A 22791-nucleotide genomic window follows, 5' to 3' on the forward strand; every position below is an offset into this window, starting at 1 on the left:
GGCAGAGAATGCAATATTACTTGGCATCCAATCAATCCCGCAGTTCTGCGGAGTATCAAAGTCAGGGAGAATTAATGAGTACTGCGCGGTTCCTCAAAGAGCATGGTGACGCAATGCGTCTCGGCGACGAAACGGATCATCACCAACGGATGCAGGAGGCATACCATGTCGTCCGTGATAGTTGGCTTGCCAAGAAGGACTACATGGCGCTTGTGAAGGCTATCGTCGGCAACTGGACATCCGGTAACTGCGTCGAGTACATGCTTCCTGTTTCAGCGGCTCTTATCGCAGAGGGTGAAGTAGAACTTCATCGATATCTCTGGACCAACACAGTCAAGAGACAGGTCAATGCCTTTTTTCGCGAGTACTCATTTGTGCGTTCTCAACGACTGACCTTTCAAGATATTCATTCCACAGACTCTTCGGGTTTCGATGAATTCAACTCCGACTATGGCGACCATCGCCTGGCAGCTGCGTTCTTGCTCAAGAGAATAGTCTCAAGTCTGCTTCATTGGACAGCTGAGCTAACAGGCTCTGGTCTTGACACCCGCGATCCGGATCTCATTGAGCAAAGCCTGAACGCACTAAAACGACCTCACATTGAAGTCAATTCGTTGCTCTCCAAAATTTAACCGAGCTCAAACGCCCGCCATGCTCACCATTGAAGGACTGTGGTTCCGCTATCCCAACCCGCAAGTTGAAATTCTCGCCAACTGGTCTGGCGAAATCCTGCCGGGGGTCACGCTGGTGCAGGGCGGCGATGGTCGCGGCAAGAGCACGCTGCTTCGTTTGCTGGCGGGCGTCTTGCCGGCCGATTCGGGGCAGTTGCGACTCAATGGTGTCGCGCTCAAGGAAAAGCCGGATGCCTACCGCCAACAGCTGTTCTGGATGGAGCCGCGCGCTGATACGTTTGACCAGCTGACACCGCCGCAATATTTCGAAACCATTAGCAGCTGGTATCCGGGGTTTGATGCGGATCTGATCGCTCCGTTGGTCGACGGTCTGGGACTGGAACCGCACATGGGCAAGCGACTCTTCATGCTGTCCACTGGGTCAAAGCGCAAGGTGTGGCTGGCGGCGGCGTTTGCTTCGGGCGCTGCGGTGTTGCTGCTTGATGAGCCTTTCGCTGCGCTGGATGCGCCCTCGATTGCCTTTGTCAAAGAGCAGCTTCAGGGCGTCTCAGCGCATGCAGGGCGCGCGGCGGTGATTGCGGACTATGCGGCCCCCAGCGGTGTACCACTGGCCGGTGTGGTCGACCTGGGCGACTGAACAGGAACCGAATTACTTCGGAACGAAAGCCAGCTGCTGCGCGACAAACCCGTCAAAGGCCTTGAGCAGCGGCTGGTATTTTTCGGGATCACTTTCCAACTGCGCCAGCGCCGCGCAAGTCGCCTCCAGCGTTGACAGTTGCCCCGGCTTGTGGGCCTTGCGGATCCGGTAGTTCGAGGCCGGCAGATCCTCCAGCGACAAGCGAGGGAGTTGCCGCAGCACCGGGCTCAGATGCAGCATCTTGCGGCTTTTGCGCCAGGTGCCGTCCAGCACCACGAGCCGCACGCGCGACGGGTCTTTGAGTTGTGCGGTATCCAGGGCCGGTGCTTCGTCTTCCGGCGTCTGCGGGTACAGGAGCACGGTGTACTTCGGCTCTTTCAGCGCATCATGCAAGTCAACCTCGTCAAAGGCCTCACCCGTCAGCATGCGGCTGCGCGGCAGACTCAGGTGCAGCAGGCGGGCGCTGTTTTTGGCGTGGTCGAACTCCAGAGGGTGCTGAAGGATCAGTACTTCCGCCTCATGCGCCACGGGCGTGACCCACGCGCAGATGCAGGCGCTTTGCGGACGAAGGCACGCGGCGCAGCGCGGGCGTGTCACGGGCAGCGACCCGTCTCAGGGCTTGCGCTTGTCGGCCACGTCTGCCTTGTCGCCATTGACATAGGCATTTCTCAGATGTACCGGCTTGCTCTTTTTCTTGCGCATGCGGATGTTGAGCATTTCGACTGCCACAGAAAACGCCATGGCAAAGTACACATAGCCCTTGGGCACATGATGGTCGAGGCCCTCAGCGATCAGCACCACGCCCACGACAACCAGGAAAGACAGCGCCAGCATCTTGATGGTCGGGTGGTCAGACACGAAGCGGCCGATGGCCGGCGCAAACAGCATCATCAGGCCCACCGAAGCGATGACCGCGGCAATCATGACCGGCAGACTGTCCACCATGCCAACGGCGGTGATGATGGAGTCCAGCGAGAACACCATGTCGACAATCATGATCTGCACGATCACGGCCGCAAACGTTGCCTTGACAGCGCTGGACGCATGGCCTTCCTCGCCTTCCATCGACTGGTGGATTTCGCCGGTGCTCTTCCAGATCAGGAACAGGCCCCCGGCAATCAGGATCAGGTCGCGCCCCGAGATTTCCTGCTTCAAAACGGTGAACAGCGGATCCACCAGCCCGATGATCCACGACAGCACGAACAGCAAGCCGATGCGCATGAACATCGCCATAAAAAGGCCCAGGCGCCTTGCCAGCTCCTGTTTGTCCTTGGGCAGCTTGTCGACCAGGATGGAGATGAAAATAATGTTGTCGATCCCCAGCACCAGCTCCAGCGCAGTGAGCGTGGCAAACGCGATCCACATTTGCGGATCAGTCAGCAGTTCCATCATGACTTTTTCTCTTTCTCATCAATTTAGTACAACAAGATCATAAAAGTACCCCAGACGCTCCAGGCCAGCCGGGGCCGCGGGACTGGCTTTGCCAGACCGCAGGCGCAGCGGCCCCCTCGGGGGGCAGGGAGCTACACGAAGTGAGCGACCGTGGGGGCTTTATTCCAGCGTGGGGGCCAAATCAGCTACCGAGAAACTCACCAATCGGCTTCAGGTCATCGATGCGGTCGCAAATCGATTTGACAATCATCAGGATGGGAATGCCGAGCAACAGGCCCCACACCCCCCAGAGCCAGCCCCAGGCCAGCAAGCCGACGAACACCGCCACCGGACTCATGCGGCTGGCGCGGCTGGTAAGCCACGGCGTCAGCAGGTTACCCACCACGGTATGAATGGCCAGCGAGGCCCCACCCACAGCCAGCGCCATGTTGAGCGAGCCAAATTGCATAAAGGCCACCAGGGCCGACGTCGCCGCCGTGACCAGCGAGCCGACATAAGGAATCAGGTTCAGCACGGCAGCCGCAATGCCCCACACGGCGGGGTTTTCCAGCCGCAGTGCCCAAAGCGCCAGCCAGGTCAGCACCCCGACCAGCACGCTGGTCAGGAGCTGCACCTGCAGGTAGCGCTGGATCTGGTCGGTGATCTCATTGAGGGCCTGCAGCGTGATTTTTTTGCTGCTGATGCTGGAGCCCGCAAGTTTGATCAGCTTGCGCCGGAAGCTGTCGCCCGAAAGCATCAGGAAGTAGGTGAAGAAAACCACCACGGTCGCCTGGCCGATCAGTGCAATCAGCCCGATGGTGCCTGACCAGAGGTAATTCTTGATGTTGAAACGGGCAGGCTCGACCACGACACGCATCGCCCCACGCGTATTGCTGGTCGCCGCACTTTCCTGCGCGGCCTGTTCAAGCTGTGCGGCGGCTTTCTGTACGGTTTCCAGTGCACTGTCGGACTGGTTGGTGCGCACCTTCACGGCCTGGCGGAATTTCTGCGCCGCGGCCGGCAGCGCTTCCAGCAGCTGCGCCGCTTCATCGCTGAGCGAGTACGCCGTGGTGCCGATGCCGCCCACAATCGTCAGCAACACCACGGCAGCGCTCAGCCAGCGTGGAACGCGTTTCGTTTCAAACCAGTTGACCACCGGTGAAAAAGCATAGCTGAACAAAACACCCAGCATCACCGGAATAAAGACGGCTTTGGCCCAGTGCAGTACAAACAGACAAGCGAGACCCGCCAGTACCACCAGCGACATGCTGCGGATATCGACCGGAACCCGAACATGCAGCTGTTCAGGATCGCCCGGCACCACTGGCGGCGCCGCGCGTACGACACGCTCTGCGGGTTCTTCGGTCATATGTCTCCCATATTCGTTTTTTCGCCTGGGGCGTGACAAAAATGCACACCGCAAGTCCCAGGCTGTATTTACATATTGCAACCTATATGCCCAGGAAAATTTGTAGGACGCTTTCGCTGGAACTGTGTTCCCAAACCGTGTAACGCTGACGCATCTGCTCGCCCTGGCAGCCATGACTCCATCCTGACGCGGAGGAGCAGGCTCAGGCCGCGATGGCTTCCCGAACGGCGCTCAGCTGCCGCCTGGACACCGCCAGCAGCTCATCAATACCGTTGAGCCGTACCGCCCAGCCCTCACCCTCTTCGGGATCGAAATGTTTTTCCAGCGCACGCACGGCCCGGCGCGCAATCAGCGCGTTACGGTGAATGCGCATGAAACGTGTCGCGTGGCGCTCTTCCAGCTCGCTCAGGGAACCATCAAGGATGTAGCTGCGGGTCGCAGTACGCACAGTGATGTATTTGAGTTCGGCTTTGAAATACAACACCTCGGCCAGCGGCACACGTTCGGTGCGGCCGCGGTCCTGGATGATGAGCGTTTCTTCCGCTGCATCCGCTACGGACACCCTGGACTGGCCCAAACGCTCTACCTTCTGCAACGCCTGCTGCAGGCGTTCCAGGCGCACCGGCTTCGTGAGGTAGTCGACGGCCTCCAGTTCAAAGGCCTGTACGGCATGTTCGGAATGGGCCGTGACAAACACCAGGGCGGGTGGCTGCGCAAGCGAAGCAATGGTGCGTGCCAACGCGATGCCGTCAACTCCAGGCATGCGGATGTCAAGCAGCACCGCATCGAATGATTCACGCTGCAAGGCCTTCATGGCCTGAACAGCATCGGCGGCTTCGGCTGCCGCCACTGCAGCCGGCGCGGTGCAGTCACCCAGCAGGGTGCGCAGGCGCGAACGCGCCAGGGCTTCATCGTCAACTACCAGTACCTTGAGCGTCATGCGGGAATCTCCAGTCGAACCTGAAATATGCCGTCCTTGAACACGGTCTTGAATTTCGCCTCGACATCATGCAGCAGCGCAAGGCGTTCGCGTACATTGGCCAGGGCCAACCCGTGGCCGCGCTCACCGGCGCCCGCGGGGGTTGAATTGGTCACCTTGATCACCACCGTGCTGCCCCGCCGGAGGGTGGATATTTTCAGCTGCGCGCCGCTGGCGCTGGGTTCCACGCCATGCCTGACGGCGTTTTCCACCAGCGGCTGCAGCAGCAGCGGCGGCAGCTTGGCCTGGTCCGCTGCGGCGTCCAGGCTCCACTGCACCTGCAGGCGCTCGCCAAAGCGGACTTGCTCAATGGCAAGGTAACGCTGCGCCAGTGCAATTTCCTGGCCCAGCGTCACGGATTCGGCCGGATCCGCCAATGCATGGCGAAACAGCTCGCTCAGGTCTTCCAGCACCGCCTCGGCCTTGGCAGGCTCGGCGCGTACCAGCGCAATGGCGCTGTTCAGCGTATTGAAGAGAAAATGCGGCCGAATGCGCGATTGCAGTTCAGCAAGGCGTGCCGCCGTGGCTGCAGGCGTACGCGCCTTGGCCCGCCAGAACAGCCCCGCCAGAATCATGGCCGACAGCAAGGCACCCGCCGCCGCACTGGCCCACCAGGGGACCGGCTGGAGCAGGCCCAGCAAGGCCAGCAAGCCGCAGCCGTACAACCCGGACAACACACCCAGCACAATGCCTGCCGCCCACTGGCGTGAGAGTGCCAGCCGGTTCAGCCGCGCTTTCAGCGCGCACACCGCAATCAGCCAGGCCAGGGTCGCGGGCAGCACACCGCCGGTGAGCAATGAAAAACTCAGCAGCCAGTCCAGGGGCTCGCGCGCACCGAACATCACGCACACGCCGGTCACCGCTTCCACGAACAGTACGGCGCGTAAAACCACCCCGACGTGGCAGACATCGAACATGTTGGTACGTGAAGCGCCGAGTGGCGCGGCTTCTTCATCGCCCGGAATGAAGCTGCCCAGCAAGGTCGATTCGCCGAAATTCTTCAGGTCGGGCACGGGCTTCATGAGGTGGAAAGCGTCGATATGGTTAAAAAAAAGATCAGTTGAGGCAAGGAACGGGAAGGGTTTCCCGCATGGTCCGGCGCCCAGATAAAATCACAGGGACGAGTATTGCACCGCCCAAGGCCTTTCGACCATGGGTTAAAACACTATTTAGGCCCGGCCGGCTGCGCAACTGACCGAAATGGCGTGCTTTACCCCACAGACCGGCCAGCGACTGCCTCAATGAAAGCCCTGACGTGAATCAATTCGACAAAAAGTCCCAAGCCTGGTCCGCCCTTTTTTCCGAACCCATGAGCGACCTGGTGAAGCGTTATACGTCCAGCGTGTTTTTTGACAAGCGACTGTGGCAAGCCGACATTGCCGGCTCGCTCGCTCACGCCGAGATGCTGGCAGCGCAAAAGATCATTCCCGCCGCCGACTACGCCGACATCCAGAAAGGCATGGCGCAGATCACGTCCGAAATCGACTCAGGCGCTTTTGAGTGGAAGCTGGACCTCGAAGACGTGCACTTCAACATCGAAGCGCGCCTGACCCAGTTGGTAGGCGACGCCGGCAAGCGCCTGCACACCGGCCGCAGCCGCAACGACCAGGTCGCCACCGATGTGCGCCTGTGGCTGCGCAGTGAGATCGACCTGATCGGCGGGCTGCTGACCGACCTGCAAAAAGCACTGGTCGACATCGCCGAGAAAAACGTCGAAGTCATCCTGCCCGGCTTTACGCACCTGCAGGTAGCCCAGCCGGTGAGTTTTGGCCACCACATGCTGGCCTATGTGGAAATGTTCAGCCGCGACGCCGAACGCATGCTGGAGATCAGGAAGCGCGTGAACCGCCTGCCGCTGGGTGCTGCAGCACTGGCCGGCACCAGCTACCCGCTGGACCGCGAACGCGTGGCCAAAACGCTGGGCATGGTCGACGAAAACGGCCAGCCGCAGGTGTGCCAGAACAGCCTGGACGCCGTGAGCGACCGTGACTTCGCGATTGAGTTCACGGCAGCCGCGTCGCTCGCCATGGTGCACGTCAGCCGCATGAGCGAAGAACTCATCTTGTGGATGAGCCAGAACTTCGGCTTCATCCACATTCCCGACCGCTTCACCACCGGCTCTTCGATCATGCCGCAGAAGAAAAACCCCGATGTGCCCGAACTGGCGCGCGGCAAGACCGGCCGCGTGGTCGGTCACCTGATGGGCCTGATCACACTGATGAAGGGCCAGCCCCTGGCCTACAACAAGGACAACCAGGAAGACAAGGAGCCGCTTTTCGACACCGTCGACACGCTCAAGGACACGCTGCGCATCTTTGCCGAGATGGTGGCCGGCATCTCCGTCAAGCCCGAAGCCATGGAAAAGGCCGCGCTGCGTGGCTACGCCACCGCCACCGACCTGGCCGACTACCTGGTCAAAAAAGGCCTGCCTTTCCGTGACGCGCACGAAACCGTGGCGCACGCCGTGAAGGCCGCCACAACCCATGCGGTGGACCTGTCCGAACTGCCGCTGGCGGTTCTGCAGGAGTTCAACCCGAACATCGAAAAAGACGTGTATGACTGCCTGAGCCTGCGCGGCTCGCTCAACGCGCGCAACATCCTGGGCGGCACCGCGCCGGCCCAGGTCAAGGCGCAGATCGCGCGGCACCGGGTACGGCTGGCCTAAGCCACGGCTAAGGTGTGCTTTGTAGAGTCAGTAGCTGCGACGGACTCAACAATGCAACTACCGCCACCCAGCAATCCCAGGCCAGCAGAGGCCGATGAAACTCTTCAACCAAGTACGAGCCGCGGAACCGGCTTCGCCGGGCCGCAGGCGGGCGGCCCCCGAGGGGGGCAGGGAGCTACACGCCGTGAGCGACCGTGGGGGCCCATCTAGTGCGTTTATTGCTGGTTGAAGACGACGCCATGATCGGCGAGACCGTGCTGCAGGTGCTGCGCGGTGAGCACTATGCCGTCGACTGGGTGCGTGACGGCCGCATGGCCGACGAGGCCCTGAACAGCGAACAGTACGACCTGGTGCTGCTGGACCTGGGCCTGCCCAAACGCGACGGCCTGGAAGTGCTGCGCGCTTTGCGGGCTCGCCGCAACACCACCCCGGTGATGGTGGCCACAGCGCGCGATGCGGTCGGCGACCGCATCGCCGGGCTGGATGCCGGCGCCGACGACTACGTCGTCAAGCCCTATGACACCGACGAACTGCTGGCACGCATCCGCGCGCTGATACGCCGCAGTGCGGGCCGGGCCGAGCCGGCGTTTGAACATAAGGGCGTGAGCCTGAACCCCGCCACGCGTGAGGCCAGCCTCAACGGCCAGCCGGTGTCGCTCTCGGCACGCGAATGGGCGGTGCTCGAACCGCTGCTCGCACGTCCGGGCGTGGTGCTGTCACGCGCGCAGCTTGAGGAAAAACTCTTCAGCTGGAAAGACGATATCAGCAGCAACGCGGTCGAGGTCTACATCCACGGCGTACGAAAAAAACTCGGCAACGACGTGATTCAGACCGTGCGCGGCCTTGGATACTTGGTACCCAAACAATGACAACTCCCGCAGATCAAACACCAGCAGGGGCCGCGGAACCGGCTTTGCCGGGCCGCAGGCGCAGCGCCCCCTCGGGGGGCAGCGACCACACGAAGTGGAGAGCGTGGGGGCCTATGCATCTCGGCAACGACGTGATTCAGACCGTGCGCGGCCTGGGCTACCTGGTGCCCAAACAATGAGGACGCCGGCAAGTCACTCCCTGAGAAGAAGGCTGCTATGGTTCGTGCTGGCCGCCATCTTCCTGGCCGCCTTGCTGCAGGCGGCCACCGCCTATCGCGGCGCCTTGCAGCAGGCCGACGCGATGTTCGACGACCATTTGCAGCAAATGGCGCGCTCCCTGCGCAGCGGCATTCCACTCAACATTCCCCTGGACGAAGCCGACGAAGACGACCGCTTCGAGGTGTATGTGCAGATCTGGGGCCAGGACGGCACGCAGATTTTCCGCTCCACCCGATCGGCGCTTCCGCCACGCGCAGTGCTCGGCTTTTCGGACGTCGAAGCGCACGGCAACCGGTACCGCGTCTACACCCTGCAGACTGCGTTGCAAACCGTGCAGATCGCGCAGGACCTGGATGCCCGATCGGCGCGAGCCCGCACGCTGGCTGCGCGCGCCGTGCTGCCCTTTGCCTACCTCACCCCGCTGCTCATGCTGGCCGTGTGGTGGGTCATCAGCCGTTCGCTGGCGCCTATCGAGCGTGCCCGGCGGCAGGTGGCCGGACGCCCGGCCGACGATTTGTCGCCGCTGGCCGACGACGGCCTGCCCGACGAAGTGCGGCCGCTGGTGGAAGAGCTGAACCTGCTGTTCGGCCGGGTGCGCGGCGCTTTCGAGGCGCAGCGGCATTTTGTGGCTGATGCGGCGCACGAACTGCGCTCGCCGCTGACGGCGCTCAAGCTGCAGGCGCAAGCACTTCGCCGAAATGACGAAGAGCCTGCCGCGCGGGAAGCCGCCATCGGCCGGTTAAACCAGGGCATAGACCGGGCGATACGGCTGGTCGAGCAGCTGCTGGTGCTGGCACGCGAGGAAGCTGGTGGCACGGCGCAGGCATCTGCCGCCGCCCCTGTGGACCTGCGGTCCATTGTGAAGCTGGCCGTGGCTGACGTGTTGCCGCATGCGGGCCACAGGCAAATAGATCTGGGTCTGGCCGGCAGCGAGCCCCTGCAGCCCGTGCAGGTGAAGGGCCAAAGCGAGGCCCTGCGCATCCTGCTGCGCAACCTGCTGGACAACGCCGTCAAGTACACGCCGGTGGCAGGCCGGGTCGATGTGTCACTGGACATGCAGGAGGGCCAGCCAGTGCTGACGGTGGAAGACAGCGGCCCGGGCATCGCCGCAGAAGACCGGCATCGCGTGTTTGACCGCTTCTTCCGTGCCGCCAGCGTCACGGCTGCGGCCATACCCCCGGAAACTGGCAGTGGCCTGGGCCTGGCCATTGTCAAGGTGATCGCCGAGCGGCACGGCGCGACTTTGCAGCTTGGCACATCGCAGCGCCTGGGCGGGCTGTGCGTCGAGGTTCGATTTCCGGTGAGCGAAACCGCCGCCTAGCAAGTTCTTCACTACTATTTTGATAGCATACCGTGCATGCTGCATATAGGTCACAGCCACTTTTCATCAAAATTTTGCCCCAAAATGCCGTTTTTTTTGCCGTAGCGCAAATTTAAGCTTCCCCTAAGGCTGTCACCCCATAGTTGTACCCATCGGCACCGGTGTGTGCCCTCAACGCAAGGAAGCCCATCCATGAAATCTGAAGCATTGAAAAATACCCGGCTCGTCGCTGCACTTCTGGCTGCGGGCGCCATTGGCGGCGCCGGCGTCAGTGCGCTTAATGCTGTGCACCCTGCCGCCACGGCGGCCGTCCCTCCGGCCATCACCGCCGGCACCACAGCCTCAGTGCCCATGGCCCTGCCCGACTTCTCGCAGATCACCGAACGCTACGGCCCGGCGGTCGTCAACATCAGCGTGACCGGCACCACCAAAGTACGAAACGACTCCCCGCTGGCGCAGGACAACGGCGATGACGACGAAACGCCATCCGGCGATCCGTTCTTTGAATTCTTCAAACGCTTCCAGCAGGGCCCGGGCGCGCGTGGTGGCCGCGGCGGCCAGCAGCAGGAAATGCCCACACGCGGCCAGGGTTCGGGCTTCATCGTCAGCCCAGACGGCATCATCTTGACCAACGCCCATGTGGTGCGCGATGCAAAAGAGGTCACCGTCAAGCTGACCGACCGGCGCGAATACCGCGCCAAGGTGCTGGGCGCCGACCCCAAGACCGATGTGGCCGTGCTGCGCATCGACGCCAAAAACCTGCCCGTGGTGACACTCGGCAAGATCAGCGAGCTCAAGGTCGGCGAATGGGTGCTGGCCATCGGCTCGCCCTTTGGTTTTGAGAACACCGTCACCGCTGGCGTGGTCAGCGCCAAGGGCCGCTCGCTGCCCGACGACAGCGCCGTGCCGTTCATACAGACCGACGTGGCCGTCAACCCGGGCAACTCGGGTGGCCCGCTGTTCAACGCGCGCGGTGAAGTCGTGGGCATCAACTCGCAGATCTATACCCGCAGCGGCGGTTACCAGGGTGTGTCTTTCGCCATCCCGGTAGACGTGGCGGTCCGCATCAAAAACCAGATCGTGGCCACCGGCAAGGTCGAACATGCCCGCCTGGGGGTAGCGGTGCAGGAGGTCAACCAGTCCTTTGCCGACTCCTTCAAGCTGGACAAGCCCGAAGGCGCGCTTGTCTCGAGTGTGGAAAAAGGCGGCCCGGCAGACAAGGCCGGCCTGCAGTCGGGTGACGTGATCCGCGGCGTCAACGGCCAGCCCATCGTGTCCTCGGGCGACCTGCCCGCGCTGATTGGCCTGGCGGCGCCCGGCGACAGCATCCGGCTGGACATCTGGCGGCAGGGCGCCGCCAAGGTGGTCACTGCCAGGCTGGCCAATGCCGACGAGAAGACGGCCCAGGCCGCAGCCAAAAAGGACACGCCCAACCAGGGCAAGCTGGGCCTGGCGCTGCGCCCGCTGCAGCCCGATGAAAAGCAGGAAGCCGGCGTGGACAACGGCCTGGTGGTCCAGCAGGCCAGCGGCCCGGCGGCAATGGCCGGGGTACAGGTTGGCGATGTATTGCTGTCCATCAACGGCGTTCCGGTGAAAAACATCGACCAAGTGCGCGCCACCGTGGCCAAAGCGGAGAAATCCGTGGCGCTTCTGATACAGCGGGGCGACAGCAAAATTTTTGTGCCGGTGAACTTCAGCTGAGCATCTTGACGCTGGGCCCTCCGCTTTTTCGCTGAAGGCCCTCTGAAAATCACACCAGCGGGCTTCAGGCCCGCTTTTTTTTGGCCGGTTTTGCCCATTTCACGGGACATTTTGTTACATCCAGATCGGCTACGCTTGGCCTCCCGAAGGAGAGGAAAACGTGAGCCCAACAATGAAAAAAGCCGCTTTGGCACTGATCGCGGCTGTCTCGCTGCATGCCCATGCCCTGCAAATCACCAGTCTTTCGCCGCAGGGCGAAGTCGCGCGTGTCAGGCAAATCGTCGCCAAGTTCGACGAAGGCGCCGTCAATTTCGGTGACCCCAAGGCACCGGCCCCGCTGTCGCTGAGCTGCAGCGACGCGCAGGCCACCAAGGGCTCCGGCCGCTGGATCAATGAACGCGAATGGGCTTTCGAATTTGAAAACGACCTGCCGCCCGGCGTGAGCTGTTCGGTGCAGGTGGTCAGCACCTTCAAGTCTCCCAAAAGCCAGCCCGTGGGCGGCAACACCTCCTACAAATTCAACACCGGCGGCCCCTTCATCCAGAACCTTCGCCCCGGCACCTACGAGCGCATCGACGAAGAACAGTACTTCGTGCTGCAGTTCAACGGCGCCGCCACACTGGCCAGCGTTCGCGAAAACGTCTGGTGCAACGTGGAAGGCCTGGGTGAACGTGTTCCTGTCAAGCTCATCGACGGTAACGAGCGCAACGAACTGCTCAAGTCGCTGGGCCTGGAAAAGGCCGCTGCCCAGGAGCCGCTACGCTACGCCACCCTGACCTGCAACCGGCGCCTGACGTCGGCCGCCAAAGTGCAACTGGTATACGGCAAAGGCGTCAGCACGCCGAGCGGCATACCCAACTCAGTGGAAAAACGCTACAACTTCCAGGTACGCGAGCCATTTGCGGCCAGCTTCACCTGCGAACGCGAAAACGCCCAGTCGGCCTGCCTGCCGATGCGGCCCATGACCCTGAACTTCAATACCCCCGTGCCGCGCAAGCTGGCCGAGGCCATTCGCCTGAAGGGTGACAAGGACACGTTCAAGCCCGCCTTCGAGGAAGGCAACAGCGACGGAGACAGCCTGGTCAGCAACGTGACCTTCAAGCCTCTGTTTCCTGAACAGGGGCAATTCATGCTGGAGCTGCCCAGAGGTTTCAAGGACGCTTCGGGCCGCACGCTGCGCAATGCCGACAGCTTCCCCCTCAAGGTGGCTACGGGCTCCATGCCGCCGCTGGCCAAGTTCGCCGCCTCTCCCTTCGGCATCGTCGAGCGCTTTGCCGAACCCAACACCAAACCGGGCGACCCGGCTTTGCTGCCCGTCACGCTGCGCAATGTCGAAGCCCTGCTGCCCGTGAAAGGGCTCACGCCCGGCGCAGCACCGGCCGGAAAGGTCAGCGACCTCCAGCCCCGCACCGACGCCGAGATCATTGCGTGGTTCCGCAAGGTGCAGCGTTACGACGACTACCAGGTTTCGCGCAAGACGGCTGCGGCCGACATCAAGGGGCCCCTTCCCAAACCGCTGGAGTCACGCGACCGCGATTACGTGCAATCGCGCATGGTGTCGCTGCTGGCCGGCCAGGCCGGCGTGAAGACGCTGGACCTGCCCAAGCCCGCCGCAGGCACCGACCCACGTCCGTTTGAAGTGGTCGGCATCCCGCTGGCACCCGGTTTTCACGTGGTAGAGATCGCTTCGCAAAAATTGGGCAGCTCGCTGCTCGACGAACGCTACGGCAACAGCCGGACCATGTATGTGCGCACTTCCGCACTGGTGACCAACCTGGGCGTGCACTTCAAGCTGGGCCGCGAGAACTCGCTGGCCTGGGTCACCACGCTCGACAAGGGCGCGCCGGTGGCGGGCGCCACGGTGCGTGTCTCGGGCTGCAACGGCGCCGAAATCACCAAGGCTGTCACCAACGCGCAGGGTATCGCCAATTTCAGCGGCCTGTCTTCCGAGCCTCCACGCTGCCCGGGTAGCGACTCCGCCAATGCCTATTTCGTGAGTGCGCGCAGCTCAGTGGCCGGCATTGAAGACCTGGCCTTCACCTGGAGCGATTGGCACAAGGGCATTGAACCCTGGCGCTTCAACGTGCCGACCAGCCGCGACCCCCTGCCCAACGAACGGGCCCACACGGTCTTTGACCGCACGCTGTTCCGCGCCGGCGAAACGGTGTCGATGAAACACATATTGCGCACCGAAACCAGCAAAGGTTTCGGCCTGCCCGAGGGCGCACCCGCCACGTTGGTCATCACGCATGTCGGCAGCGGCCAGCAATACACCCAGCCCATCGCCTGGCGCAAGACCGCCACGGGCGGGCAAAGCGCCGAAAACACCTTTGCCATTCCGCCTGCTGCCAAGCTGGGCGTGTATGAAGTGCAGCTCAAGGGCGAACGCGGCAGCCGCGAGCGCAGTTTTTCCAGCGGGCAGTTCCGTGTGGAAGAGTTCCGTTTGCCTGTGCTTGAAGGCCGCATTAATCCTTCCGACAAAAAACCGCTCGTCAATGTGAAGTCCGTGCCAACCGACGTGCAGATCAATTACGTGGCGGGCGGCGGGGCCGTGGCCCTGCCCGTACGGGTGTCCGCGCTGGTGCGCGGCAAGTCCCTGAGCTACAGCGATTTCGACGAGTTCAATTTCTCGCCGCCCAGCACCGGCCGGGGCGCCGCCGGCAACCAGGGCGAAGAGGAAAGCACCTCGTCGCAGGACCAGCGTGTGATTGCCGACAAACTGCCGCTGACGCTGGACCGCAATGGCGCGGGCAAGCTCACCATCAACGACATCCCCGAGCGCAGGCAGCCACAGGAGCTGCTGATGGAAGCCACCTATGCCGACCCGAACGGCGAAGTGCAGACCATCCGCAGCACTTCCACCGTCTGGCCGGCGGCTGTGGTGGCAGGCATCAAGACGGAAGGCTGGGTGTCTTCCAGCCAGAAGATCAAGTTCCAGGCGCTGGCGCTTGACCTGACAGGCAAGATCGCTCCTGGTGTCTCGCTGGAGGTCAAGGCCGTGGCGCGCATTACCACCACCAGCCGCAAGCGCATGGTGGGCGGCTTCTACACCTACGACAACAAGACGGAAGTCAAGGACCTCGGCAGCGTCTGCAGCGGCAAGAGCGATTCGCGTGGATTGCTGCTGTGCGAGACCAAGCTCGGCGAACCCGGCGAGGTCGAACTCATCGTGACGGCCAAGGACAAGGACGGCAACACCATCCAGGCCGCCAGCAACGTGTATGTCACCCGCCAGGGCGAACTCTGGTTTGGCGGCGAAGACCACGACCGCATGGACGTGTTGCCCGAGAAGAAAAGCTACCAGCCCGGCGAGACCGCCAAGTTCCAGGTGCGCATGCCCTTCCGGTTTGCCACGGCACTGGTCGCCGTTGAGCGTGAAGGCATTGTCGAGACCCAGGTGATACAGCTCAACGGCCAGGACCCGACGGTGAACCTGCAGATCAAGGAAGGCTGGGGGCCCAATGTGTACGTGAGCGTGCTGGCCCTGCGCGGCCGGCTGCGCGAAGTGCCCTGGTACAGCTTCTTCACCTGGGGCTACAAGGCGCCGCGTGAATGGTGGACATCCTTCTGGTATGAAGGCCGCGAATACGTTGCACCCACCGCGCTGGTCGATTTGAGCAAGCCGGCCTTCCGCCTGGGCGTGGCTGAAATACGTGTCGGCACCAAGGCGCACCAGCTTGACGTCAGCGTGAAGACCGACAAGGAAAGCTACGCCGTGCGCAGCCAGGCCAAGGTAACCATTACCGCGAAGCTGCCCAATGGGCAGCCGGCCGCCAATGCCGAAGTGGCGCTGGCCGCAGTGGACCAGGCCCTGCTGGAGCTGATGCCCAACACCTCTTGGGGCCTGCTGGACGCGATGTTGCAGCGCCGCGCCTGGGGCGTGGAAACCTCGACCGCGCAGATGGAAATCATCGGGCGCAGGCATTTCGGGCGCAAGGCGGTGGCAGCCGGCGGTGGCGGCGGGCGAAGCAATACGCGCGAACTGCTCGACACCCTGCTTCTGTGGAACCCGAAGGTGCAACTGGACGCCAACGGCCAGGCCGTGGTGATGGTGCCGCTCAACGACGCGCTGACCACCTTCAAGATTGTGGCAGTGGCTGACGCAGGCACCGGCCTCTTCGGCACGGGCCAGACCAGCATCAAGGCCACACAGGACCTGCAGATCATCAGCGGCCTGCCGCCGCTGGTGCGCGAGGACGACCAGTTCCGCGCACAACTGACGCTGCGCAACACCACCAAAGTGGCCATGAAGGTGGAAGTGAGCCCGCGCGCCACGATGCTCGACCTGAAACCGCAAACGGTGGACATACCTGCAGGCGAAGCGCGTGAGGTGGCCTGGATGGTCACCGCACCGGCGCAACTTGCGCTCACACGCGCCGAAGCCATCCTCTGGGAAATCGAAGCCAAAGACACGATCAGCGGCGCACGCGACGGCCTCAAGGCGCGCCAGCGCATCATCCCGGCCGTGCCGCTGACCGTGCAGCAAGCCACGCTGGTGCAGGTCGACGGCAGCTTCACGCTGGACGTGAACCCGCCGGCCGACGCCCTGCCCGGCCGCGGCGGCCTGAAGATGTCGCTGCAGCCGAAACTCGCAGAAGGCATGGACGGTGTGCGCGACTATTTCGCGATGTACCCTTTCATCTGCCTCGAGCAAAAAACCAGCAAATCGGTGGGACTGCGCGACAGCAAGCTGTGGCAGACCGTGCTGGCACAACTGCCCAGCTACCTGGACAGTGATGGCCTGGCCAACTACTTCCCGCCGCGCGACGGCGAAGCCAACCGCGGCAGCGATGCACTGACGGCCTACCTGCTGGCCGCCACGCACGAAGCCTCCGGCATCAACCCGGCATTTGCCCTGCCCGACGATGCGCGCGCGCCCATGGAGCGCGGCCTGATCGCATTTGTGGAAGGCCGTATCCAGCGCGAGTTCTGGAGCCCGCGCAAAGACCTCGACGTGCGCAAGCTGGCTGCGCTGGAAGCGCTCTCGCGCTACGGCAAGGCGCAGGGCCGCATGCTGGGCAGCATCACGATTGCGCCCAACCAGTGGCCCACGCACGCGGTGATCGACTGGCTCAACATCCTGAAACGCGTGGCCGATGTGCCGCAGCGTGAGCAGCGCATCGCCGAGGCCAACCAGGTGCTGCGTTCGCGCCTGTCCTTCCAGGGCACCAAATTGATCTTCAGCACCGAGAAGGACGACTACTGGTGGTGGCTGATGACCAACGGTGATGTGAACACCGCGCGCCTGATGCTGGCCGTGATGGACGACCCTGCCTGGAAAGACGACATGGGCCGCCTCGCCAACGGCTTTATCGCGCGCCAGCAAAAAGGCGCCTGGCACACCACCACGGCCAACCTGTGGGGCGGCCTGGCCCTCGACAAGTTCTCGGCGAAGTTTGAAGCCACGCCGGTAGCGGGCGTTACCAAGGCGACGCTGGCGGCAGCAGCAGCCAGCGTAGCGAGCGTGGACTGGGCCAAGGTTGACCGCGTCAAGGCAACCGACGCGGCCGGCGCACCCAACCAGACCACCTTCTTCGGCGCACCGGCCTCGCCCGGCAACCTGCGCAACAACAGCATGTTCCTGCCATGGGGCAGCGCAGCGAAGGACACGCTGACCGTGACGCATCAAGGCCCCGGAAAGCCGTGGCTCACGCTGCAGTCCATCGCAGCCATCCAGCTGAAGGCGCCTTTCAATGCCGGTTACCAGATCAAGAAAACGATCACCCCGGTGGAGCAGGCCGTCAAAGGTATCTACACGCGCGGCGACGTGATTCGCATCACGCTGGAAGTCAACGCCAGCGCCGACATGACCTGGGTCGTCATCAGCGACCCGGTGCCGGGCGGTGCAACGATCCTGGGTGGCGGTCTGGGCCGTGATTCCGAAATCGCCACCAGCGGCGAAAAGAAAACCGGCGCAGGCTGGCCGGCGTTTGAAGAACGCAGCTTCGAAGCCTTCCGCAGTTATTACGAATACCTGCCCAAGGGCGTGGTGAAGATGGAATACACCGTGCGCCTGAACAACGTCGGCGACTTCGCGCTGCCGCCTAGCCGGGTCGAGGCCATGTATGCACCCGAGATGTTTGGCGAATCGCCGAATGCACGGGTGAAGGTGGAAGCCGCGAAATGATCCAGCGCCGCGCCGTAGCCGCCGCACTCGCCGCAGGCATTGCCCTGCCGCGCGGGGCAGCCGCGGCCGCCGCCGACTGGCAGCAACGCTTCGCTTACCCGACGGGCTGGGGCGGCAACCGCAACTGGACCGACAAGGACTACCGCATTGGCAATTATTCCGGCGGCTATGAAACCATGCTCCGGGCGCGGCCCATCGCCGTACCGGCGCAGGCTTCCACGCTGAACACGGCATCGGCCGAAGGCCTCAAGGCATTCGCGCCCATTGCGGAATCGGCGGCGGACTACCTCAAGGCCTGGCCCGTGACGGGCCTGCTCATCGCGCGCAAGGGCACGGTGCTGCTCGAGTCCTACCAGTTCGACCGCAAACCCGACATGCGCATGACGAGTTGGTCCATGGCCAAGAGCGTGACGTCATTGCTGCTGGGTATCTGCCTGGACCGAGGCCTGATCCGTTCCATGGACGACACGCCGCAGATGTACGTTGACGAACTGAAGGGAACGCTGCACGGCGGTATTGCCCTGCGCCACCTGGCCAATATGTCCAGCGGCGCGGCCATCCTGCACGACCGCGACAACCCCACCATTTACCCGCGCGCGCTCCTCGGCAGCAGCAGCGACCTGGAGGCCGTGGTGCGCGGCTGGAACGCCGTGCAGGAGCCGCCCGGCACGCGCTACAACTACAACGAACTGTGCCCACTGACCATCGGCATGGTCATCCGCCAGGTGACGGGCAAACCCCTGGCGGCCTTTTGCGAAGAAGCCCTGTGGCAGCCGCTGGGCGCAGAGGGCAGCGCCAGCTGGCTGTGCGACAGCAAAGGCAAGGAGTTCAACTGCATAGGCTTTGGCGCACGGCTGCGCGACTGGGCACGGCTGGCGCAGTTGATCGCGCAGGACGGCATCATGGAAGGCCGCCAGGTCGTCAGCAAGAAGTGGATAGACGAATGCGCCTCATGGTCGGCCGCCGATGCGCAAGTCCGGCACGGCACGGCCATGCGCGGCTTCGGCTACAAGAATTTCTTCTGGCATCCCAAGGCCGACGGCAGCTGGATGACGATGAATGGCCACCACGGACAGCGCGTGCTGGTAGACCGCGTGACACAGACCGTGCTGGTGCAGACCGCCGTGGAAGCCGAGGGGCCGTGGCAAGCGCAGCTGTTCCAGCTCTTCAACGCGGCGACGAAAATTGGGTTGCCGGCATGAAAAAGACTGGAGGCGTCAAAGTGAAACTTGCCCTTTATGCATTCATGCTCCTGGGCGCCAACCTGGCCCTTGCACAGTTCAACACGCCTGCCGAGGGTGAATACGTGATCAGTGACGGTGCATCGGGCACGTTGCGGGTTCAGCCGCGCGGAAAGTTCGCGATAGAGACCACGGGAGCCAACGCACACGTATGCGACCTGGACGGCGTGATCGTCGATGGCAAGTCGAAGATCGGGAAATCCGCATGCCAGGTGAGCTTCAAGACCGAGGGCCAGGATGTCAAGGTCTCAACCAACGGCGCCGACGCATGCCGCGATTTCTGCGGCATGCGGGCATGGTTTGAGGGGACGTACCGCAAGCCTGAGCCTCTTTGCATGCGCAAGAGCATTAATGAGTCGAAGAAGAATTTCAAGAAGAGTTATGTGGCGAAAGACTACGCTGCCGCTTTGGCTGTGATCCAGCCTGTTGCAACGCAGTGCAAGCCATTCCTCTATTGGATTGAATCGGCCTGGGTATTGAACGACCTTGCTCTCACACAATTCAAGCTGGGTGACCGCGCGGCCTGCATCAAGACTTTGCAAGGCCTCGCGCCTGACGCCGCAAAGTCTGACGATGAAATCAAGGGGAGCTACCCTCCTAGCGATTCAGAGGCCTATCTGCCGGTGGTGCAAGCCACCCGGACCAACTTGCGGCTTTGCACCAAGAAATGAACCGCAAGCCGACAAGCGTTCTTTCCAGGTCAAAGGTGGAGGTGCGAAAGTGACTCTCCGCTTCTTCTGGTCGCGCTACTCATTCCCGTTCAAGGGCGCTCTATGGGCGTTCTGGCTATTGGTGGTCACTCCAGTTGTATGGGTCGTAGCACTCCCTTGCACGCCTCATCCTGAGTACTTCTATTTGACGTATCCGGTGCTGGCGGTCATGGCTTGCCTATGGGAAGCCCACACGCGGCAATTGCTGGCTGGAAATCCCATGGGTCTAGAGGCCGTTGCCCCCATGATGGGCAGGACTGCTACCAATCTTTTGGTGCTATTTTTTTTCAGCCTTCTTCTGGCAATTCCGGTCAGCATGTTTACGCCAACCTACCAGTGCTACACCGAGCGCGCAAAAGCCGCCGAGCTGGTTTTGGCCACAGCTGGGCTGAGGGAGATGATTGAGGGAAAAGTAACCGCGTCAAAGACGCTCGAGAAGTCAGGCCTTGGCGTTTCGGTTAAGCCCGGAGGTCGGGTCAGTAGTGGATTTGTCACCGACACCGGCACCATCATCCTGATTTCAGACAATCCGGCGGCGGTCCTCACTATGACGCCTGCGCTGAAGACTCTCAGCAGCGGCGAAGTCCAATGGCAGTGTCGAGGCTACCCTGAAAAAATATTCCCCATGATGTGCCGTACCGGAGAGCAGAAATGAAACTGCGGTCCCTGCAAGCAACGCACCTGCAATGTCTGCATCCTTATCGACGCTTCTTCGCAGTTGCTATATTTTTTATAGCCGCTTGCGCACGTCCTGCCTGGGCTGTAGCCACTTTTGATGAAGTAAAGCGCGACTACAGGCCCTCCGACACGCTCGTCCTCGACCGCAGCGGCGAAGTCATCCAGCGCCTGCGCATCGACAGCGCTGTGCGGCGCGGCCAGTGGGTGGCGCTGCCCGATGTCTCGCCTGCCTTGCGCACGGCACTGATTCTGAGTGAGGACAAGCGCTTTTACGAGCACAGCGGTGTGGACTGGCGCGCTGTCTCTGCGGCGGCCTGGGGCAATCTGTGGAACACCAAAACCCGCGGCGCTTCGACCCTCAGCATGCAGCTGGCCGGACTGCTCGACGAGGACTGGCGCGCCGGCGCGGGTGGCCGCAACATCGTGCAGAAGGTGGGGCAGACCGTGTCGGCCCAGGTGCTGGAGGCACGCTGGCGCAAGGACCAGATCCTGGAGGCGTACCTGAACCTCGTGCCGTTTCGCGGCGAACTTGTCGGCATCGACGCACTGAGCCGCACGCTGTTCGGCAAGGCCGCACACGGGCTGGATGAGCGCGAGGCCGCGATCGCCGCCGCCCTGGTGCGCGCCCCCAACGCCAAAGCCGCGCAGGTTTCCCAGCGGGCGTGCGGCGTACTGAAAACCATGCAAGCCCCGGCCAAAACCGACTGCGAAGGCCTGGATCTGTTTGCCACTGCCGCGCTGCAGCGCAAGGCGTTTGACCCCAGCGAGGGTGTGGCGCCGCATCTGGCGCGCCGGCTGCTCGCAGCCCAGGCAGATACCCCCGGCCGTACAGGCGTGCCCCGCACATTGGTTTCCACCGCACGCGCACCACTGCAACGCTTTGCCGTGCAGACCCTGACCCAGCAGCTGCGGGAGCTGCGCGGCCGCCATGTCGAAGACGGCGCCATTGTCGTGCTGGACAACGCCACCGGCGAGGTGCTGGCCTGGGTAGGTTCGTCGGGCGAACTGAGCGGCGCCGCAGAAGTCGACGGTGTGATGGCACTGCGCCAGCCGGGCTCCACGCTCAAGCCGTTTTTGTATGCAGAGGCCATTGCCGAGCGCCGCATCACCGCAGCGTCGCTGCTCGAAGATTCGTCTTCGCAGATCCAGACCGCGGGCGGGCTCTACATTCCGCAAAACTACGACCGCCAGTTCAAGGGCCTGGTGTCGGCCCGCACCGCACTCGGTGCTTCGCTGAACGTGCCGGCCGTGCGTACGCTGGTGATGGTGACGCCCGATGCCTTTCACAAACAGCTCAAGGCCGTCGGCCTGCCGCTCAAGGAGTCGGGTGACTACTACGGCTACAGCCTGGCGCTGGGCAGCAGCGAAGTCTCTTTGCTGTCCCTCACCAATGCCTACCGCACGCTGGCCAATGGCGGTCGCTACAGCGCGCCTTCACTGGTAAAGAACCCCAAGCCCCAGTTCAAGCCGGCGCTGGACGCCCGCGCGGCCTTTATCGCCACCGACATCATGGCCGACCCGATGGCCCGCGCCCGCACTTTCGGCACCGACAGCATCCTGGCCACCCGCTTCTGGAGCGCCGTGAAAACCGGCACCAGCAAGGACATGCGCGACAACTGGGCGATGGGCTTTTCACAGCGCTACACCGTGGGCGTATGGGTGGGAAATGCCAGTGGTGCGCCCATGTGGGACGTGAGCGGCACCACGGGCGCCGCCCCCATCTGGGCCGCGGTGATGAATTACCTGCACAAAACCGAACCCAGCCGCGCGCCGCTGCCGCCCGCCGGCCTGGTGCAAAGCCAGACCCGGTTTGGCAACCAAGGAGGCACGCCGCTGGAAGCCGCCCGCAGCGAATGGTTTTTGAAGGGCACAGAGCAGGCCGTTTTTGCTATGAATTCAGGAGCTGCTCCCGCACGTTCTGAAAGGGCTACAGCACGAAATGGCTTGAAAAAGCCGGCTGCCGAGCCCGATACCCCGGCCCGCATCACCGCGCCGGCTTCCGGCACCATCATTGCGCTGGACCCGGACATTCCACCCAAACACCAGCGCGTCAGCTTCAGCGCCGAAGGCCGCGGCACCCGCTGGCTGATGGACGGCAAGGAGTTTGCGCGCGGAGCCCAGGCACAGTGGATGCCCTGGCCGGGCCGGCATGTGGTGCAGCTGGTCGATGCCGGCGGCAAGGTGGCCGACGAGATCAGGCTCGAAGTTCGCGGCGCCGGAGTGCGTGAAGCCAGCGTGCGCGGCGGCGCGACTGCGGCACGTTGATCTTTCC

At 62.9% G+C, this 22791-nt stretch carries 16 protein-coding genes; 11 read left to right on the top strand and 5 right to left on the bottom strand.

The annotated features are described in order from the left end of the window. The first annotated feature begins 8 nt into the window (after positions 1–8). Entirely contained in the window at positions 9–632 is a 624-nt protein-coding gene (locus AC1DYR_RS08475) for a hypothetical protein (RefSeq protein ID WP_477704697.1), read from the top strand. Positions 633–651: 19 nt separating this feature from the next. Then, positions 652–1269, top strand: coding sequence for an ABC transporter ATP-binding protein (locus AC1DYR_RS08480; protein WP_477704698.1), 618 nt, complete (start codon positions 652–654; stop codon positions 1267–1269). Between the two features lie 12 nt (positions 1270–1281). On the opposite strand, the gene AC1DYR_RS08485 is transcribed toward AC1DYR_RS08480, so the two are convergent. The 5 genes from AC1DYR_RS08485 to AC1DYR_RS08505 form a co-directional block, all read right to left on the bottom strand. Continuing rightward, a complete protein-coding gene (locus AC1DYR_RS08485; RefSeq protein WP_477704699.1) occupies positions 1282–1866 on the bottom strand; it encodes a tRNA-uridine aminocarboxypropyltransferase in 585 nt (194 codons plus the stop codon). A 15-nt stretch (positions 1867–1881) separates the two neighbouring features. Further along, positions 1882–2661, bottom strand: a complete 780-nt coding sequence (locus AC1DYR_RS08490; protein ID WP_477704700.1) for a TerC family protein — start codon at positions 2659–2661, stop codon at positions 1882–1884. A 181-nt stretch (positions 2662–2842) separates the two neighbouring features. Further along, on the bottom strand, positions 2843–4009 hold the full coding sequence (locus tag AC1DYR_RS08495) for an AI-2E family transporter (RefSeq protein ID WP_477704701.1): 1167 nt from the start codon (positions 4007–4009) through the stop codon (positions 2843–2845). 202 nt (positions 4010–4211) lie between these two features. Continuing rightward, positions 4212–4949, bottom strand: a complete 738-nt coding sequence (locus AC1DYR_RS08500; protein ID WP_477704702.1) for a LytR/AlgR family response regulator transcription factor — start codon at positions 4947–4949, stop codon at positions 4212–4214. Continuing rightward, complete coding sequence (locus tag AC1DYR_RS08505; RefSeq protein ID WP_477704703.1) at positions 4946–6010, bottom strand: sensor histidine kinase; 1065 nt, start codon at positions 6008–6010, stop codon at positions 4946–4948. The genes AC1DYR_RS08500 and AC1DYR_RS08505 overlap by 4 nt, the downstream gene beginning before the upstream one ends. 233 nt (positions 6011–6243) lie before the next feature. On the opposite strand from AC1DYR_RS08505, the gene argH reads away from it, so the two are divergent. From argH to pbpC, 9 genes are all read left to right on the top strand, one after another. Beyond that, positions 6244–7653, top strand: a complete 1410-nt coding sequence (gene argH, locus AC1DYR_RS08510) for an argininosuccinate lyase (RefSeq protein ID WP_477704704.1) — start codon at positions 6244–6246, stop codon at positions 7651–7653. A gap of 209 nt (positions 7654–7862) precedes the next feature. Continuing rightward, the gene (locus AC1DYR_RS08515) at positions 7863–8522 is read left to right on the top strand and encodes a response regulator (RefSeq protein WP_457279431.1); all 660 of its coding nucleotides are present in this window, start codon (positions 7863–7865) and stop codon (positions 8520–8522) included. A gap of 175 nt (positions 8523–8697) precedes the next feature. Beyond that, entirely contained in the window at positions 8698–10062 is a 1365-nt protein-coding gene (locus tag AC1DYR_RS08520; RefSeq protein WP_477704705.1) for an ATP-binding protein, read from the top strand. 192 nt (positions 10063–10254) lie between these two features. Continuing rightward, positions 10255–11763 carry a DegQ family serine endoprotease gene (locus AC1DYR_RS08525; protein ID WP_477704706.1) on the top strand — a complete coding sequence of 503 codons (1509 nt, stop codon included), beginning with the start codon at positions 10255–10257 and terminating at the stop codon, positions 11761–11763. A 172-nt stretch (positions 11764–11935) separates the two neighbouring features. Continuing rightward, positions 11936–17890, top strand: coding sequence for an alpha-2-macroglobulin family protein (locus AC1DYR_RS08530; protein ID WP_477704799.1), 5955 nt, complete (start codon positions 11936–11938; stop codon positions 17888–17890). After that, entirely contained in the window at positions 17887–19092 is a 1206-nt protein-coding gene (locus tag AC1DYR_RS08535) for a serine hydrolase domain-containing protein (protein WP_477704707.1), read from the top strand. Before AC1DYR_RS08530 ends, AC1DYR_RS08535 begins: the two co-directional genes overlap by 4 nt. Positions 19093–19112: 20 nt before the next feature. Continuing rightward, positions 19113–19802, top strand: a complete 690-nt coding sequence (locus AC1DYR_RS08540; protein ID WP_477704708.1) for a hypothetical protein — start codon at positions 19113–19115, stop codon at positions 19800–19802. Between the two features lie 49 nt (positions 19803–19851). Beyond that, entirely contained in the window at positions 19852–20496 is a 645-nt protein-coding gene (locus tag AC1DYR_RS08545) for a pilin (RefSeq protein ID WP_477704709.1), read from the top strand. Next, positions 20493–22784: a penicillin-binding protein 1C gene (pbpC, locus tag AC1DYR_RS08550; RefSeq protein WP_477704710.1), complete on the top strand. Its 2292-nt coding sequence runs from the start codon at positions 20493–20495 to the stop codon at positions 22782–22784. The genes AC1DYR_RS08545 and pbpC overlap by 4 nt, the downstream gene beginning before the upstream one ends. The last annotated feature ends 7 nt before the right edge of the window (positions 22785–22791 follow it).

This window comes from Polaromonas sp. P1_F9 (assembly GCF_056405615.1).